The 13,500-nt window shown below is 67.6% G+C and carries 14 protein-coding genes; 7 read left to right on the top strand and 7 right to left on the bottom strand.

Translation table 11 applies throughout. From position 1 onward, the window contains the following. The first annotated feature begins 85 nt into the window (after window positions 1–85). Window positions 86–1,354, top strand: a complete 1,269-nt coding sequence (gene manA / locus K254_RS0100955; RefSeq protein WP_026553812.1) for a mannose-6-phosphate isomerase, class I — start codon at window positions 86–88, stop codon at window positions 1,352–1,354. Between the two features lie 73 nt (window positions 1,355–1,427). Here the strand turns inward: manA and K254_RS21060 are convergent, their stop codons facing one another. Next, a complete protein-coding gene (locus tag K254_RS21060) occupies window positions 1,428–2,438 on the bottom strand; it encodes a lipid II:glycine glycyltransferase FemX (protein WP_035748835.1) in 1,011 nt (336 codons plus the stop codon). A 367-nt stretch (window positions 2,439–2,805) separates the two neighbouring features. Next, the gene (gene glpX, locus K254_RS0100945) at window positions 2,806–3,855 is read right to left on the bottom strand and encodes a class II fructose-bisphosphatase (protein ID WP_051388622.1); all 1,050 of its coding nucleotides are present in this window, start codon (window positions 3,853–3,855) and stop codon (window positions 2,806–2,808) included. Window positions 3,856–4,002: 147 nt separating this feature from the next. On the opposite strand from glpX, the gene K254_RS0100940 reads away from it, so the two are divergent. After that, window positions 4,003–4,665 (top strand): DUF4245 domain-containing protein, encoded by a 663-nt coding sequence (locus K254_RS0100940; protein WP_231391711.1) that lies wholly within the window; start codon window positions 4,003–4,005, stop codon window positions 4,663–4,665. After that, a complete protein-coding gene (locus tag K254_RS0100935) occupies window positions 4,662–5,315 on the top strand; it encodes a carbonic anhydrase (protein ID WP_051388620.1) in 654 nt (217 codons plus the stop codon). The genes K254_RS0100940 and K254_RS0100935 overlap by 4 nt, the downstream gene beginning before the upstream one ends. A gap of 24 nt (window positions 5,316–5,339) precedes the next feature. On the opposite strand, the gene K254_RS0100930 is transcribed toward K254_RS0100935, so the two are convergent. Together K254_RS0100930 and K254_RS21055 are read right to left on the bottom strand one after the other, a co-directional pair. Then, a complete protein-coding gene (locus K254_RS0100930; RefSeq protein WP_026553808.1) occupies window positions 5,340–5,729 on the bottom strand; it encodes a VOC family protein in 390 nt (129 codons plus the stop codon). Beyond that, window positions 5,698–6,033 carry an ArsR/SmtB family transcription factor gene (locus tag K254_RS21055; protein WP_051388619.1) on the bottom strand — a complete coding sequence of 112 codons (336 nt, stop codon included), beginning with the start codon at window positions 6,031–6,033 and terminating at the stop codon, window positions 5,698–5,700. Before K254_RS21055 ends, K254_RS0100930 begins: the two co-directional genes overlap by 32 nt. Window positions 6,034–6,139: 106 nt before the next feature. Here K254_RS21055 and K254_RS0100920 point away from each other — a divergent pair, with 106 nt between their 5' ends. The 3 genes from K254_RS0100920 (at window position 6,140) to K254_RS0100910 (ending at window position 10,104) form a co-directional block, all read left to right on the top strand. Continuing rightward, window positions 6,140–7,570, top strand: a complete 1,431-nt coding sequence (locus K254_RS0100920) for a class II fumarate hydratase (protein ID WP_026553807.1) — start codon at window positions 6,140–6,142, stop codon at window positions 7,568–7,570. Between the two features lie 135 nt (window positions 7,571–7,705). Further along, entirely contained in the window at window positions 7,706–8,368 is a 663-nt protein-coding gene (locus tag K254_RS0100915) for a TetR/AcrR family transcriptional regulator (protein WP_026553806.1), read from the top strand. After that, window positions 8,365–10,104: an MDR family MFS transporter gene (locus tag K254_RS0100910; RefSeq protein ID WP_026553805.1), complete on the top strand. Its 1,740-nt coding sequence runs from the start codon at window positions 8,365–8,367 to the stop codon at window positions 10,102–10,104. The genes K254_RS0100915 and K254_RS0100910 overlap by 4 nt, the downstream gene beginning before the upstream one ends. A 75-nt stretch (window positions 10,105–10,179) precedes the next feature. Here K254_RS0100910 and K254_RS0100905 read toward each other — a convergent pair whose 3' ends face one another. Both K254_RS0100905 and K254_RS0100900 read right to left on the bottom strand, forming a co-directional pair. Then, the gene (locus K254_RS0100905) at window positions 10,180–10,653 is read right to left on the bottom strand and encodes an NUDIX hydrolase (RefSeq protein ID WP_026553804.1); all 474 of its coding nucleotides are present in this window, start codon (window positions 10,651–10,653) and stop codon (window positions 10,180–10,182) included. Window positions 10,654–10,687: 34 nt separating this feature from the next. Then, window positions 10,688–11,194 carry a prepilin peptidase gene (locus tag K254_RS0100900; RefSeq protein ID WP_026553803.1) on the bottom strand — a complete coding sequence of 169 codons (507 nt, stop codon included), beginning with the start codon at window positions 11,192–11,194 and terminating at the stop codon, window positions 10,688–10,690. Between the two features lie 72 nt (window positions 11,195–11,266). Here K254_RS0100900 and K254_RS0100895 point away from each other — a divergent pair, with 72 nt between their 5' ends. Further along, window positions 11,267–12,025, top strand: coding sequence for a hypothetical protein (locus tag K254_RS0100895; protein ID WP_035748832.1), 759 nt, complete (start codon window positions 11,267–11,269; stop codon window positions 12,023–12,025). Between the two features lie 13 nt (window positions 12,026–12,038). Here K254_RS0100895 and K254_RS0100890 read toward each other — a convergent pair whose 3' ends face one another. Next, complete coding sequence (locus K254_RS0100890) at window positions 12,039–13,370, bottom strand: PhoH family protein (RefSeq protein WP_051388617.1); 1,332 nt, start codon at window positions 13,368–13,370, stop codon at window positions 12,039–12,041. Window positions 13,371–13,500 lie beyond the last annotated feature (130 nt).

Raw genomic sequence — 13,500 nt, 5'->3', positions numbered from 1 at the left:
GCAGTACCACCCGGGCCTGCCCGGCCATCCGGGCCGCCGGCCGGCTCCACCCTTTGCCATGTCCATACGCCTGCCAGGAGGATCAATGTATTCCCTTAGCAACACACTCCGCCCCTACGTCTGGGGCTCCGGGCACGCCATTGCCGAGCTGCTGGGGACCACTCCCTCGGGCGGCCCCGAGGCCGAGCTCTGGCTCGGCGCACACCCGGACTCCCCCTCGCGGGCGCAGCTGCCCGACGGCACCGTCGTCGGGCTCGATGAACTGATTGCCTCCGATCCTTCAGGCATGCTCGGCGCGGACAGCCGGGCCGCCTTTGGCGACAGGCTGCCGTTCCTGGCCAAGCTCCTGGCCGCCGAGACCCCCCTCTCGCTGCAGGTGCACCCGACGCTGGAGCAGGCCCGGGTGGCCTATGCCGCCGAGGAGGCCGCCGGTGTGCCCCGCACCGCCGCGCACCGCAACTACAAGGATGACAACCACAAGCCGGAGATGATCTTCGCGCTGACGGACTTCGAGGCGCTCTGCGGCTTCCGCCACTGCGCCGACGCCGCCATTCTGTTCCGCAGAGTTGGCGCCGCCATCGAGGCCACCGGGGCTTCGGCCCCGGCCCTGCTCGTACAGGTGCTGGCCGCCCTGAACAGCCGCATCGCCAAGCCTGTCATCCTCCGCCGGGCCTTTGAACTGCTGATCGGCGGCGGCGCCGAAGCCGCAGACCTGGTGGCACAGGCCGCGGCTGCCCTCACCCAGGCCGATCCCGACACCCTCGGGCCGGAACTGTCAACCGTCGTCTCCCTGGCCGGGACCTACCCGGGCGATCCGGGCGTGCTCATCTCGCTGCTGCTGAACCGGGTGTCGCTGAAGCCCGGCGAGGCCATGTACCTGCCCGCCGGCAACATCCACGCCTATCTGCACGGCCTGGGGGTGGAGGTGATGGCCTCCAGCGACAATGTGCTCCGCGGCGGCTTGACCCCCAAGCACGTGGACGTGCCCGAACTGCTGGCCACGGTGGATTTCCGCCCGCTTCCCGTCCCGCTGATCGAGGCTGTCGAGACCGAGCTGGGCCAGCAGATCTGGGCCCCGCCGTTCGCCGAGTTCCAATTGCAGCGCATCGAACTGGCCCCCGGTGGCGAGCCCGTGCCGCTGGCCCAGAACGGACCCCTGCTGGTGCTCGCCGTCGCCGGGTCGGTGCTGCTGGATTCCCCGCGCGCCGACGTCGTGCTCAACCGCGGCTCCAGCGTCTTCGTCCCCGCGTCGGAGGAGCCGGTGCTGGTCCACGCGCACACGCCGGGGCAGGACGACGACGCCGGCACCGCCGTCGTCTTCGCCGTCACCGTCTCCGGACTGCAGGGCGCCTAGCCCCACATCTGTGCAACAGATAACGCCCTTATGGAGCTCCATAAGGGCGTTATCTGTTGCACAGTTTCAGCGGTCAGCGCTTGAGCAGCCCGCGGATCTTGCGCAGGGCCTTCTTCGCCAGCGGCAGCACCTTGGTGTAGAGCGGGTACAGCGGCGACAGCGGCTTGTCCCAGCTGCCCACCAGCATGTTCTCGTGCTTGGCGAACATCTTCTTGAACTCGGAAATGCCGTCGTTCAGCAGACCGTCCAGGTCGTAGCGGAGCACGCCGCGCTCCTGCATGCGCTGGATGGAGAACCACTTCAGGGCGTAGTTGACGTTGAGCTTCTGCCCCTCCACCGTGGCGCCGGAGTAGATCTCGAACGACGTCGTTGCGCTGGCCACGTGCCACAGGAAGGCCACCAGACGGCCCTCGAAGTAGGCGCCGTGGATCTCGGAGGCGTTCCCGTAGTTGTCGTGGACCTCTTCGTAGTAGGCGTCCTCGTGCAGCCCAAAGCCGGCGCGCTCGGCCGTGGCCCGGTAGATGGCCATGACCTCGGGCATTTCGCTGCGCTCGATGACGCGGTAGTCCAGATCGTCGCGGGTTGCCTTGCGGATGTTCTGGCGGTGCTTCTTGTGCATCGCGGCCTGGAGCTCGTCCGGCGTCAGGGCCAGGTCAAGGATCAGTGTGCGCGGGATCAGGATCTGGTTCTCGCTGTGCACGAAGCCCGCCGCTTCCAGCGCCTGCACGGGCGATCCGGCGTCGCCCTCTTCCCAATCGGGCTCAACGCTGAGCACCACGGAACCGTGCGCGCCCTTGACGTAGCCGGACACCGCGTCCAGCACCTCGGTGATGCGCTCCGGCTGTGCCTGCGGGCCGCGCGGGATGTAGGCCAGGGACTTGAAGGGGAACGGCAGCGTCCGCAGCAGGATCTGCGCCAGCCCCACCACCTCGGCGCCGTCCTTCACAACGACCCGGTCAACCTTCCAGCCATGGTTGGCCTTCGTCTGGCCCCAGCCCCACAGCTGCAGCGGATGCCCCTGGCTGTCCGCCACCGTCTGGTCCCAAAGCTCCCGGTCCGTGCACTGCTCAACGCTCAAAGTCATGCTCTAACCCTATCCGCAACCCCACCCACCCCCGACCCGCCGCAAGGTGTGACGGCTGCCGTGGGCTGGATCTGGGACAGAGGCCGCCACGACGAGAAACACAAGACGCCGGCACCCAGGGCCATTGCCCTGGGTTCCGGCGTCACAGTTCGACTTCATGCAAGGCGGCAGCGCCGCCCGAAGCAAAGGACGCCGGTGCCCAGAACCTGGGCGCCGGCGTCCTCGGTCAGCATGGCGCGAGGCGGCAGAGCCGCCGTTTTCCGTAGGCGACGTCAGGGGCCGCAGGCCGCCCGCGGCCGTCGCGGCACAGTCGCCGGGAAAACGGCTGTCTGCCGCCGGACCCAGCCACCGGTGAAGAGGACGGGGGTTAGAGCCGGCGGGCGTAGGACTCCCACTTGGCCGCCTGGTGCTCACCATCAACGAAGCGGATCGTCCCCGACTTGGAGCGCATCACGATGGACTGCGTCAGAACGCGGCCCTTGTCGTAGCGCACACCGCGGAGCAGATCGCCGTCCGTGATGCCCGTCGCGGCGAAGTAGCAGTTGTCGCTCGTCACCAGATCGTTGGTCGAGAGCACCCGGTCCAGATCGTGTCCGGCGTCCAGCGCCTTCTGCTTCTCATCGTCCGAGGATGGCCACAGGCGGCCCTGGATGACGCCGCCGAGGGTCTTGATGGCACAGGCCGCCACGATGCCCTCGGGGGTGCCGCCGATGCCCATCAGGGCATCCACACCGGTGCCGGAGCGGGCCGCGGCAATGGCGCCGGCAACGTCGCCGTCCATGATCATCTTGGTGCGGGCGCCGGCGTCGCGGATCTGCTGCACCAGCGGGCGGTGGCGGTCGCGGTCCAGCACCATCACGGTGAGCTGGTTGACCTTCACGCCCTTGGCCTTGGCGATCAGGTGCAGGTTCTGCTTGACCGGCAGGCGCAGGTCAACCATGTCGGCTGCCTCCGGGCCCGTCACGAGCTTCTCCATGTAGAACACGGCGGAGGGGTCGTACATGCTGCCGCGCTCGGCCACGGCCAGCACGGCCAGGGCGTTGTTGATGCCCAGGGCTGTCAGGCGGGTGCCGTCGATCGGGTCGACGGCGACGTCGCACTCGGGGCCGGTGCCATCGCCGACACGCTCGCCGTTGTACAGCATCGGAGCTTCGTCCTTCTCGCCCTCGCCAATCACCACAACGCCATTGAAGTGGACGGTGGACAGGAGCGAACGCATGGCGTCGACGGCGGCGCCGTCGGCCTGGTTCTTGTCGCCAAAGCCAACCCAGTGGCCGCCGGCAATGGCTGCGGCCTCGGTGACGCGCACCAATTCCAGGGCCAGGTTGCGGTCCGGCTCGTCATCTCCAACGGCCAGCGACCGCGAAAGTGTCGAATACTGTGCTTCTGCTGTGTTCTCTGTCACGAAAATCCTCATCGTCGAGTTGGCAGGGCCATGGGCAGGCCCGAGCTGAATGCCTGGAAGTGCGCTTCCCTACGGACCAATCATAGATCGGGGCCTCTTCAGAGGAGGTGTGACCTCCCCCATGATGAGATCGGCGCCGGGATGCGGGATCATGGATGGGTGAGTCAAACACCAAATTCCGGGCCGTCCACCCAAACGCCCCGGCAGGATCCCGCCGTCGAACCCGCCCAGGCCAAGCCCGTGATCGCAGCAGCGGCCGCAAAACGGGCCAATGCCTCCGTGATCGGCATGATCCTGGCACTGCTGGTTTCCCTCGCCGTAGCGCTTCCCGTGGTGCTGCTCAACGCCCCGCAGAAGGCCGACAGCTACCGCCAGCCGGTGATCGTTTCCGAGGTGGCCGAACAGGCCAAGGACGCCGCGGGCTTCACGCCGCTGGCACCCGTGCTGCCCCAGGACTGGAGCGTGAACTACGCCCGCTGGAACGGTGCAGGCGCGGACAAGGTGGCCTTTTGGGACGTCGGCTATGTGACGGCGTCGACGTCATTTATTTCGCTGAAGCAGAGCGCCACGGCCAATCCGACCTGGCTTCTCCAGCAGGCCAAGGAGGCCCCCATTACCGGTGAACGCACCATCGCGGGCATCAGCTGGGAGCTCCGTGACAAGCCCGGAAGCGACAAATCCCTGACCGCCACCGTCCCCGGCGGCAGTACAGTCATCCTCACCGGCAGTGCACCACTGGCCGATTTCGACATCCTGGCCACGGCCGCGGTGTCCGCGGCCCAGAGCGCAGTCGATGGATCCACCAATGGAGGAAGCAAATGAGCGAAGCACCCGAAGAAGCCGGCACCACCGCCGCCGTCCACCATGTGAGCCCGGCCGAGGCCTGGACCAAGCTCATGGCAGGCAACCAGCGCTTCGTGGACGCTACGTCCTCGCACCCCAACCAGGACGCCTCCCGCCGCTCTTCGCTGGCCAACACCCAGAACCCGTTTGCCGTCATCTTCGGCTGCTCCGACTCCCGCCTGGCGGCCGAGATCATCTTTGATCTGGGCCTGGGCGACGCCTTCGTGGTCCGCACCGCCGGCCACGTCATCGACAACACCGTCCTGGGCTCGCTGGAGTACAGCGTCCAGTACCTGGGCGTGCCGCTGATTGTGGTGCTGGGCCACGACAGCTGCGGCGCCGTCACGGCCACCAAGGGTGCCGTTGCCACGGGTGAAATGCCGTCCGGATTCATCCGGGACCTGGTGGAGCGGATCACGCCGTCGGTGTTGACCTCGCTGCGCAACGACCACACCGCCGATGTCAACGACATGGTGGAGGAGCACGTGAAGCAGACGGTCGACCGCCTGGTGCAGAACTCCCCCATCATTGCCCGCGCCGTGGCCAGCGAAAAGGCCGCCGTCGTCGGCCTGACCTACCGCCTGGTCGAGGGCCGGGCGGATCTGGTCTCGCAGATCGGTACGCTCTAGAAGCCTGCTTGGGGCGCAGGGCCGTCACCCGGCCATATGCGCAATCTGGATCAGGTTCCCGCAGGTGTCGTCAAAGACGGCAGTGGTCACGGGCCCCATCGTGGCCGGTTCCTGAGTGAAGCGCACGCCAAGGGCGCTCAGCCGTTCGTATTCGGCCTGGACGTCCTCCACGGCAAACTGCGTGAACGGGATGCCGTCGGCCACGAGCGCATCCTTGAACGGGTGCACGGCCGGGTGCCCGCTGGGCTCCAGCAGCAGGCGCGTGCCGTCCGGCTCCTGCGCCGAGGCCACCGTCAGCCACCGGTCGGCACCCAGCGGGACGTCGTCCTTCTTCACAAACCCGAGCTTTTCGGTGTAGAACTCCAGTGCCTTCGCCTGGTCGTCAACGAACACGCTTGTCAGGTGGATTCTCATCGTTCTCTCCTCTGCCTTCGGTGCCGGCAGTGCCGGGCTTGTTGAGCCACCGCTCGAAGATCGACTCAAGCGGCGTGGTGTTGATGTGGTGGAACTTGTACCTGCCCTCGCGCCTGGAATCGATGAGACCGGCCGCTTCCAGCAATTCCAAATGCTGTGAAATAGCTTGGCGCGACGACGAGAGCCCATGGACCATGAGCAGCCGTCCGCAGAGCTCAAAAAGCGTCTGCCCGTCCCGCTCCGCCAGCTCGTCCAGGATGATCCTGCGGGTGGGATCGGCCAGGGCCTTGAATACATCCGCCACACTGCAACGATAGGCAAGCATTTACTTGCACGTCAATGGCCGCCCGCCCCGTGCGGAGCCTGCACGCGTGAGCACAAGGGTGCCAGGTTCAGATATCGTAGAAATCATGACTGACACTGCCGCGGCCACCGCACAAGAGTTCCGCATCGAACACGACACCATGGGTGAGGTCCGGGTTCCGGTCAACGCCCGCTACAGCGCCCAGACGCAGCGCGCCGTGGAGAACTTCCCGATCTCCGGCACCACGCTCGAGCGCGCCCACATCGAGGCCCTGGCCCGCATCAAGAAGGCCGCCGCAACCGCCAATGCAGAATTGGGAGTGCTCGACGGCGAGCTCGCCCGCGCCATTGAGGCCGCTGCTGATCTGGTTGCCACCGGCGAGTTCGACGGCGACTTCCCGATCGATGTCTTCCAGACCGGCTCCGGAACCTCCTCGAACATGAACACCAACGAGGTCATCGCCTCCCTGGCCAACGAGGCCCTGGCGGCTGCGGGCAACGACAAGCGCGTCCACCCGAACGACCACGTCAACGCCTCGCAGTCCTCCAACGATGTCTTCCCGACGTCCGTCCACGTGGCTGCCACCTCCGCGCTGATCAATGACCTGATCCCCGCGCTGGACTACCTGGCCGCCTCGCTGGAGCGCAAGGAAGCCGAATTCGCCACTGTCGTGAAGTCCGGCCGCACGCACCTCATGGACGCCACCCCCGTCACCCTCGGCCAGGAGTTCGGCGGCTACGCCGCCCAGGTCCGCTACGGCATCGAGCGCATCCAGGCCTCCCTGCCGCGCGTGGCCGAGGTCCCCCTCGGCGGCACCGCCGTCGGCACCGGCATCAACACCCCCGCTGGCTTCCCGCAGCGCGTCATCGCCCTGCTGGCCGCCGACACCGGCCTGCCGCTGACCGAGGCCCGCAACCACTTCGAGGCCCAGGCCAACCGCGACGGCCTCATCGAGGCCTCCGGCCAGCTGCGCAACATCGCCTATTCCTTCATGAAGATCAACAACGATCTGCGCTGGATGGGCTCGGGTCCCAACACCGGCCTTGGCGAGATCGCGATTCCGGACCTGCAGCCGGGCTCCTCGATCATGCCGGGCAAGGTCAACCCGGTCATCTGCGAGGCCGCCATCATGGTTGCCGCCCAGGTGATTGGCAATGACACCACCATCGCCCTGTCCTCCACCAACGGCGCCTTCGAGCTGAACGTCGGCATCCCGGTGATGGCCGCCAACCTGCTGGAGTCCATCCGCCTGCTGGCCAACACCTCCCGCGTGATGGCCGACAAGATGATCGACGGCCTCACCGCCAATGTGGAGCGCGCCCGCTTCCTGGCCGAGGCCTCCCCCTCCATCGTGACGCCGCTGAACAAGTACATCGGGTACGAGAACGCCGCCAAGATCGCCAAGCACGCCGTGGCCGAGGGTCTGACCATCCGTGAAACAGTCATCGCCCTGGGCTTCCTGGAGCGCGGCGAGGTCACCGAGGAGCAGCTGGACACCGCCCTGGACGTCATGTCCATGACGCGCCCGCCCCAGTAGCACCCGGCGCAGGCCTTCAAGGCCCGCGGCCCGCCCCCTTGCCGGGGCGCGGGCCGCGGGCCTTTTGCATGCCGTGACAAACGCCACTCGAAAACAACTTTGCACTCTTGGTTTGATAGTGCAAACTTTTACTTTGTGACTGAAAGTGCAAATATCGACGGCGGCTATGGCCTGCGCGAGCGCAAACGCGCCGCGACGCGGGCCGCCATCTCCGCAACGGCCCGCCGGCTGACGGCACGGTCCGGCCTGAACGGATTCACCATCGAGGCCCTGTGCGAGGAGGTCGGCATCTCGCGCCGGACCTTCTTCAACTACTTCCCGAGCAAGGAAGACGCCATCATCGGGCACATGCTCGACGACTTCCCGGATGAAGAGCTGCAGGCCTTCCTCGACGGCGCCGACACATCAGGCCCGGGGGTGCTGTCGCGCAACCTGCTCCAGGATCTGTTCGAAGTAACCTGCGCCGTCGTCGAGCACGGCGACTTCAACAAGGACGAAATCGCCGAGCTGGTGGCAGTCATAAAGGTGGAGCCCCAGCTCCTGCTGAAGATGATGGGCACCGCCGGAGACCGCGAGGCCGAGTTTGCCGCCCTGATTGCCCAGCGCGAGGGCCTGCCGCCCGGCCACCCGGCGGCAGTCATGGTCACGATGCTCTTTGGCGTGGTCTCACGCAAAACCGGTGAGGAGTTCTTCTCCGAAGCCAACACCCTCAGCTACCGCGCCATCCTCGGCGGATACCTCGCGGCGGCGCAGGATTTCTTTTCCCTCCCGTTCACCCCCACCGAAGGAACTCCATGAGCACCGCGACCGCAGCCCAACCGCTGCTGCTGACCAAACGGCGGATCTGGATCATTTTCTCTGCACTGATCGCGGGAATGCTCCTCTCCAGCCTCGACCAAACCATCGTCTCCACCGCCATGCCCACCATCGTGGGCAAGCTCGGCGGCGTCGAGCACCAGACCTGGATCACCACCGCCTACCTGCTGGCCACCACCATCGTGATGCCCATCTACGGCAAGTTTGGCGACGTCCTGGGCCGGCGCAATCTGTTCCTCTTCGCCATCGCGCTGTTCACCCTGGCCTCGGTGGGCTGTGCCTTTGCCACCGACTTCTGGGGCTTCGTGGTCTTCCGCTCCCTGCAGGGCCTCGGCGGCGGTGGTCTGATGATCCTGTCCCAGGCGATCATTGCCGACATCGTCCCGGCCAAGGAGCGCGGCAAGTACATGGGCCCGCTCGGCGCCATCTTCGGCCTCTCCGCCGTCGCCGGCCCGCTGCTGGGCGGCTACTTTGTGGACCACCTGACCTGGGAATGGGCCTTCTACATCAACATCCCGGTTGGCATCATTGCCTTCGCCATCGCCTACTTCACGCTGACGCTGCCCAACAAGAAGGCCACCAAGCGCATTGACATCCCCGGCGTGGTGCTGCTGTCCATCGCCACCACGGCGCTGATCTTCTTCACCGACTTCGGCGGCAAGAAGGACGCCGCCGGCGAGAACCTCTACGGCTGGGACGGCCCGCTGACCTGGGCCTTCGGCACCCTGCTGGTGGCCGCCGTCGTCGCCTTCATCTTTGCCGAGCGCAAGGCCGAGGATCCGATCATCCCGCTGTCGCTGTTCAAGAACCGGATCTTCATCAACTCCACCGCCATCGGCTTCGTGCTGGGCATGGGCATGTTCGCCGCCCTGGCGTTTGTGCCGACGTTCCTGCAGATGTCCTCCGGCACCTCCGCGGCCGAATCCGGCCTGCTGATGCTGCCCATGATGGTGGGCCTGATGGGTACGTCCATCTACTCCGGCATCATGATGTCCAAGACCGGCAAGTACAAGATCTTCCCGATCATCGGCTCGGTGCTGACCATCATCACCATGCTGTGGATGACCTCGCTGACGGCGGAGACCCCCGTGTGGGTGATCTGCGCGCAGCTGTTCGTCTTCGGCGCCGGCCTGGGCTTCATCATGCAGGTGGTGGTCCTGGTGGTCCAAAACTCCGTGCCCGCCGAGCAGATCGGTACGGCGACCAGCACCAACAACTACTTCCGCGAGGTCGGCTCCGCCCTGGGTGTGGCCATCTTCGGCGCCATGTTCACCTCCCGGCTCTCCGAGGCCCTCAAGGGCGTCTTCACCGATGCCGGCGCCAGTGCCGAGCAGGCGCAGAGTTCGACGGCGACGCTGGATCCGCAGGCGCTGGCCCAGCTGCCGGGCGCCATCCGCGACGGCATCATCAATGCCTACGCCGGCTCGCTGGCTCCGGTGTTCTGGTACCTGATTCCGTTCATGGTCATCGCCCTGGTGCTGGCCCTGACCATGAAGGTCATACCGCTCTCGGACACCGCCGGCATGGTGGCCCGCGGCGAGGCCATCGGCGGCGCCGAGGCCGAGGCCCTGGAAGCCGCCCAGCTGGCCGGCAAGGGGTCCGTTGGCGTGGCCGGCGACGCCGGCTCCGCCCCGTCGTCGGACGCCGACGATTCGGCTGACTCCAGCGGCGCGGACGGCGGCACCCACTCCGACGAGGACTCCAAGGCCTCCGTCTAGCCCCACCCCTCATCTGTGCGACAGTTGACGTCCCTATGACGCGTTTTAGGGATGTCAACTGTCGCACAGTTGGGTTTAAGCGGGGGCGAAGTGGGTTCTGCCGTCGAAGGCGAGCGCCTGCTCGATGCTCTTGAGGTGTCCGGGGCGCATCGCCGGCAGCTCGTCCAGGGCGAACCAACGCACGTCCAGCGATTCGTCGTCATTCACCCGGGCCTCGCCGCCCAGATAGCGGCAGCGGAAGACGATGTTCAGGAAGTCGCAGACGTCGCCATTGGGGAAGGTGACGGGGCCGACGACGTCGATGGCCACCAGGCCCTCGATCCCGGCCTCCACGGCGGTTTCCTCGAAGATTTCCCGCAGCAGTCCGGACGCCGGCTCCTCCCCCGGGTCGAGCATGCCGGTGATCAGCGCCCATTCGCCGGTGTCGGCGCGCTGGCCCAGCAGCACCCGGCCGTCGTCGTCGAACACCACCCCCTTCACACCGGGGAGCCAGAGCGGGTCGTGGCCGATCTTGGCGCGCAGGGACAGCAGGAAGTCGGGTGCAGGCATGGTCCAAGCCTACCGACCACCGCTGCCGGCGGGCTCAGGGCACCAGCAGCAGCGCGGCCCAGGCGGCGGCGATCATGAACGGCCCAAAAGGGATCTGGGTCTTCACCGTGCCCCGCCCGGTGGCCAGCAGCACCAGCCCCCAGACGCCGCCCAGCAGGAAGGCCCCGGCGGTGCCGGCCAGCACGGCAGCCCAGCCGGAAAAGCCCAGGAGCAGGCCCAGCACCACGGCCAATTTCACATCCCCCAGCCCCATGCCCGCCGGATGGATCAGCCGCAGCGCCAGATAGAGCCCGCCCACTGCCGCCCCCGCCGCGAGGGTGCGCAGCGCGGTGGCGGCCTCGCCGGCCAGCAGCGCAGCGCCTGGCAGCAGGACCACCAGGACGGCGAAGCCGGGGAAGACCAGACGGTTGGGCAGACGGTGGGTGCGGATGTCGATGATGGCCAGCCGCACCGAGACGGGCAGGAAGAAAAGCAGCGCCGCCAGCACCGCCGCGGCCGCCGGCCAGCTGCCGGTCCACAGCTCCCCCATCCGCACCATCATGGCCCGATGCTACGACACCGGGACCTGCCGGCAGGCCGCGGCACGCGTGGGAATTCCGCGTAGGATGTGGCCATGGAGCCCACCGCAGCGCAGTGGCGGAACCTGTGCAGGTCCTCGCCGTGGAAATGGCAAAGCCTGCGTTTCACGCTGCGCTGGGGCATTCCCACTGCCCAGCGCGGGGACGGGCGCGAGCCGCCGGCGCCGGTGGCCTGCTGGCTGCGCCGGCCCGGAGCCCTGCGCGTGGAATCCCTGGACGGCGCGCTGCTGCAGAACACCTCGGGGATCAACGACTCCCGGGACGGGCTGTTCATCAGCGGCAACCGCAAGCCCTGGTACCTGCCGCCGCATCTGGTGACGCCCGTGTACGACGGCGACGGGCTGGTCGCCCGGCGCCCCGAGGCCGCCTACGGCGAACCGGTGTTCGGCACGCCGCGCTTTGCCGCCCTGCTTGACCCCGTGGAACTGGCTGGACGCGCCCCGGTCCCGCTGGATTCGCCCTTTGCCAATGTGGCGGAGCCGGGGCCCATCACCGTGGTGGAGCATGAGGGCAGGACGGCGTGGCAGGCCACGGTCGAGCCGACGGCCACGTACCAGCCGACCAGCCCCGGCCACCCCCTGCTCTACCCGGGCCGGACGCTGCTGCGGATCGACGCGGGCACCGGCGTCTGCGTGGCCAGCCAGGCGCTGGACGGCGAGCTCGCCGGGGCCGGACACTGGCTGGCGATCGCCGCCGTCGACGAGTACATGCTGGACGATCTCTTTGAGGACACCAGCTTCGGCCTGACCGACGTCCGGGCCCACATCCCGTGGGAGCTGGGCCCGGACGCCTGAGGCGGCCTGCTCCCTAGAGCTCGGCGCCCTCCAGCAGTTCCGTGACCAGGGCCGCGATCGGCGAGCGCTCGGAGCGGGTCAAGGTGATGTGGCCGAAGAGCGGGTGGCCCTTGAGGATTTCGACGACGGCGGCGATGCCGTCGTGCCGGCCCACGCGGAGGTTGTCGCGCTGGGCGACGTCGTGGGTGAGCACGATCTTCGAGTTCTGGCCGATGCGGCTCATCACGGTCAGCAGCACGTTCTTCTCCAGAGACTGTGCCTCGTCCACGATCACGAAGGAATCGTGCAGCGAGCGCCCGCGGATGTGGGTCAGCGGCAGGACCTCCAGCATGCCGCGGCCCATGACCTCCTCCACCACCTCCGGGGAGACCAGCGCGCCGAGGGTGTCGAAGACCGCCTGGGCCCAGGGGTTCATCTTCTCGGACTCGGAGCCGGGCAGGTAGCCGAGCTCCTGGCCGCCCACGGCGTAGAGGGGGCGGAAGACCACCACCTTGCGGTGTTCGCGGCGCTCCAGCACGGCCTCAAGGCCCGCACAGAGGGCCAGGGCGGACTTGCCGGTGCCGGCGCGTCCGCCGAGGGAGACGATGCCGACCTCCGGGTCCATCAAAAGGTCGATGGCCAGGCGCTGTTCGGCGGAGCGGCCGTGCAGCCCGAAGACGTCGCGGTCGCCCTTGACCAGGCGCACCTGCTTGTCCGCGCCCACGCGGCCCAGGGCCGAGCCGCGGTTGGAGAGCAGCACCAGGCCGGTGTTGGTGGGCAGCTCCGCGGCGGCGGGGATGAACTTGGGCTGGTGGGTGTAGAGCTGCGTCATCTCCTCATCGCTCACGTCCACCTCCGCCACACCCGTCCAGCCGGAGTCCTTGACCAGTTCGTTGCGGTACTCGTCGGCGTGCAGCCCCATGGCCGAGGCCTTGACGCGCATCGGGAGGTCCTTGGAGACCACCGTGACGTTGCGGCCCTCATTGGCCAGGTTCTTGGCCACGGCCAGGATCCGCGTGTCGTTGCCGCCGATCCGGAATCCGGCCGGCAGCACGTCCGCGGAGATGTGGTTCAGTTCAACCCGCAGCGTGCCACCCTCGGTCCCGAGCGGGACGGGCTTGTTCAGGCCGCCGTGCTCAACGCGCAGATCGTCCAGCAGGCGCAGGGCCTTGCGGGCGAAGTAGCCCAGCTCAGGGTCGTGGCGCTTGGCCTCCAGCTCGGTGATGACCACCACCGGGACGATCACCTCGTGCTCGGCGAACCGCAGGATGGCCCGCGGATCGGACAGCAGCACTGACGTGTCCACCACATAGCTGTGGGTGGTGGGTGCTGCTGCGGACTGCTCCGTGTTCTGGGTGTGTGCCACATCGACTCCAGCCCCGGGTGCACGCACCCGGCATCAAATGGGTGGGTGCGGGTGCCAGAGGGACGCTCGGTCCCTGGTCCATGCGCGGCGCTGCGTGCTGTACTGCCGGGTGCCCTGCACCCGGCGGCTG

Source organism: Arthrobacter sp. 35W (genome assembly GCF_000482545.1).
Taxonomy (GTDB): domain Bacteria; phylum Actinomycetota; class Actinomycetes; order Actinomycetales; family Micrococcaceae; genus Specibacter.
This window is presented reverse-complemented; position numbering and strand designations above follow the sequence as displayed.

What these genes read in the sequence shown, in the direction of transcription:
- manA (WP_026553812.1), top strand. Translation starts at nt 86, where the DNA reads ATGTATTCCCTTAGCAACACACTCCGCCCCTACGTCTGGGGCTCCGGG.
- K254_RS21060 (WP_035748835.1), bottom strand. Translation starts at nt 2,438, where the DNA reads ATGACTTTGAGCGTTGAGCAGTGCACGGACCGGGAGCTTTGGGACCAG.
- glpX (WP_051388622.1), bottom strand. Translation starts at nt 3,855, where the DNA reads ATGAGGATTTTCGTGACAGAGAACACAGCAGAAGCACAGTATTCGACA.
- K254_RS0100935 (WP_051388620.1), top strand. Translation starts at nt 4,662, where the DNA reads ATGAGCGAAGCACCCGAAGAAGCCGGCACCACCGCCGCCGTCCACCAT.
- K254_RS0100930 (WP_026553808.1), bottom strand. Translation starts at nt 5,729, where the DNA reads ATGAGAATCCACCTGACAAGCGTGTTCGTTGACGACCAGGCGAAGGCA.
- K254_RS0100920 (WP_026553807.1), top strand. Translation starts at nt 6,140, where the DNA reads ATGACTGACACTGCCGCGGCCACCGCACAAGAGTTCCGCATCGAACAC.
- K254_RS0100910 (WP_026553805.1), top strand. Translation starts at nt 8,365, where the DNA reads ATGAGCACCGCGACCGCAGCCCAACCGCTGCTGCTGACCAAACGGCGG.
- K254_RS0100905 (WP_026553804.1), bottom strand. Translation starts at nt 10,653, where the DNA reads ATGCCTGCACCCGACTTCCTGCTGTCCCTGCGCGCCAAGATCGGCCAC.
- K254_RS0100900 (WP_026553803.1), bottom strand. Translation starts at nt 11,194, where the DNA reads ATGATGGTGCGGATGGGGGAGCTGTGGACCGGCAGCTGGCCGGCGGCC.
- K254_RS0100895 (WP_035748832.1), top strand. Translation starts at nt 11,267, where the DNA reads ATGGAGCCCACCGCAGCGCAGTGGCGGAACCTGTGCAGGTCCTCGCCG.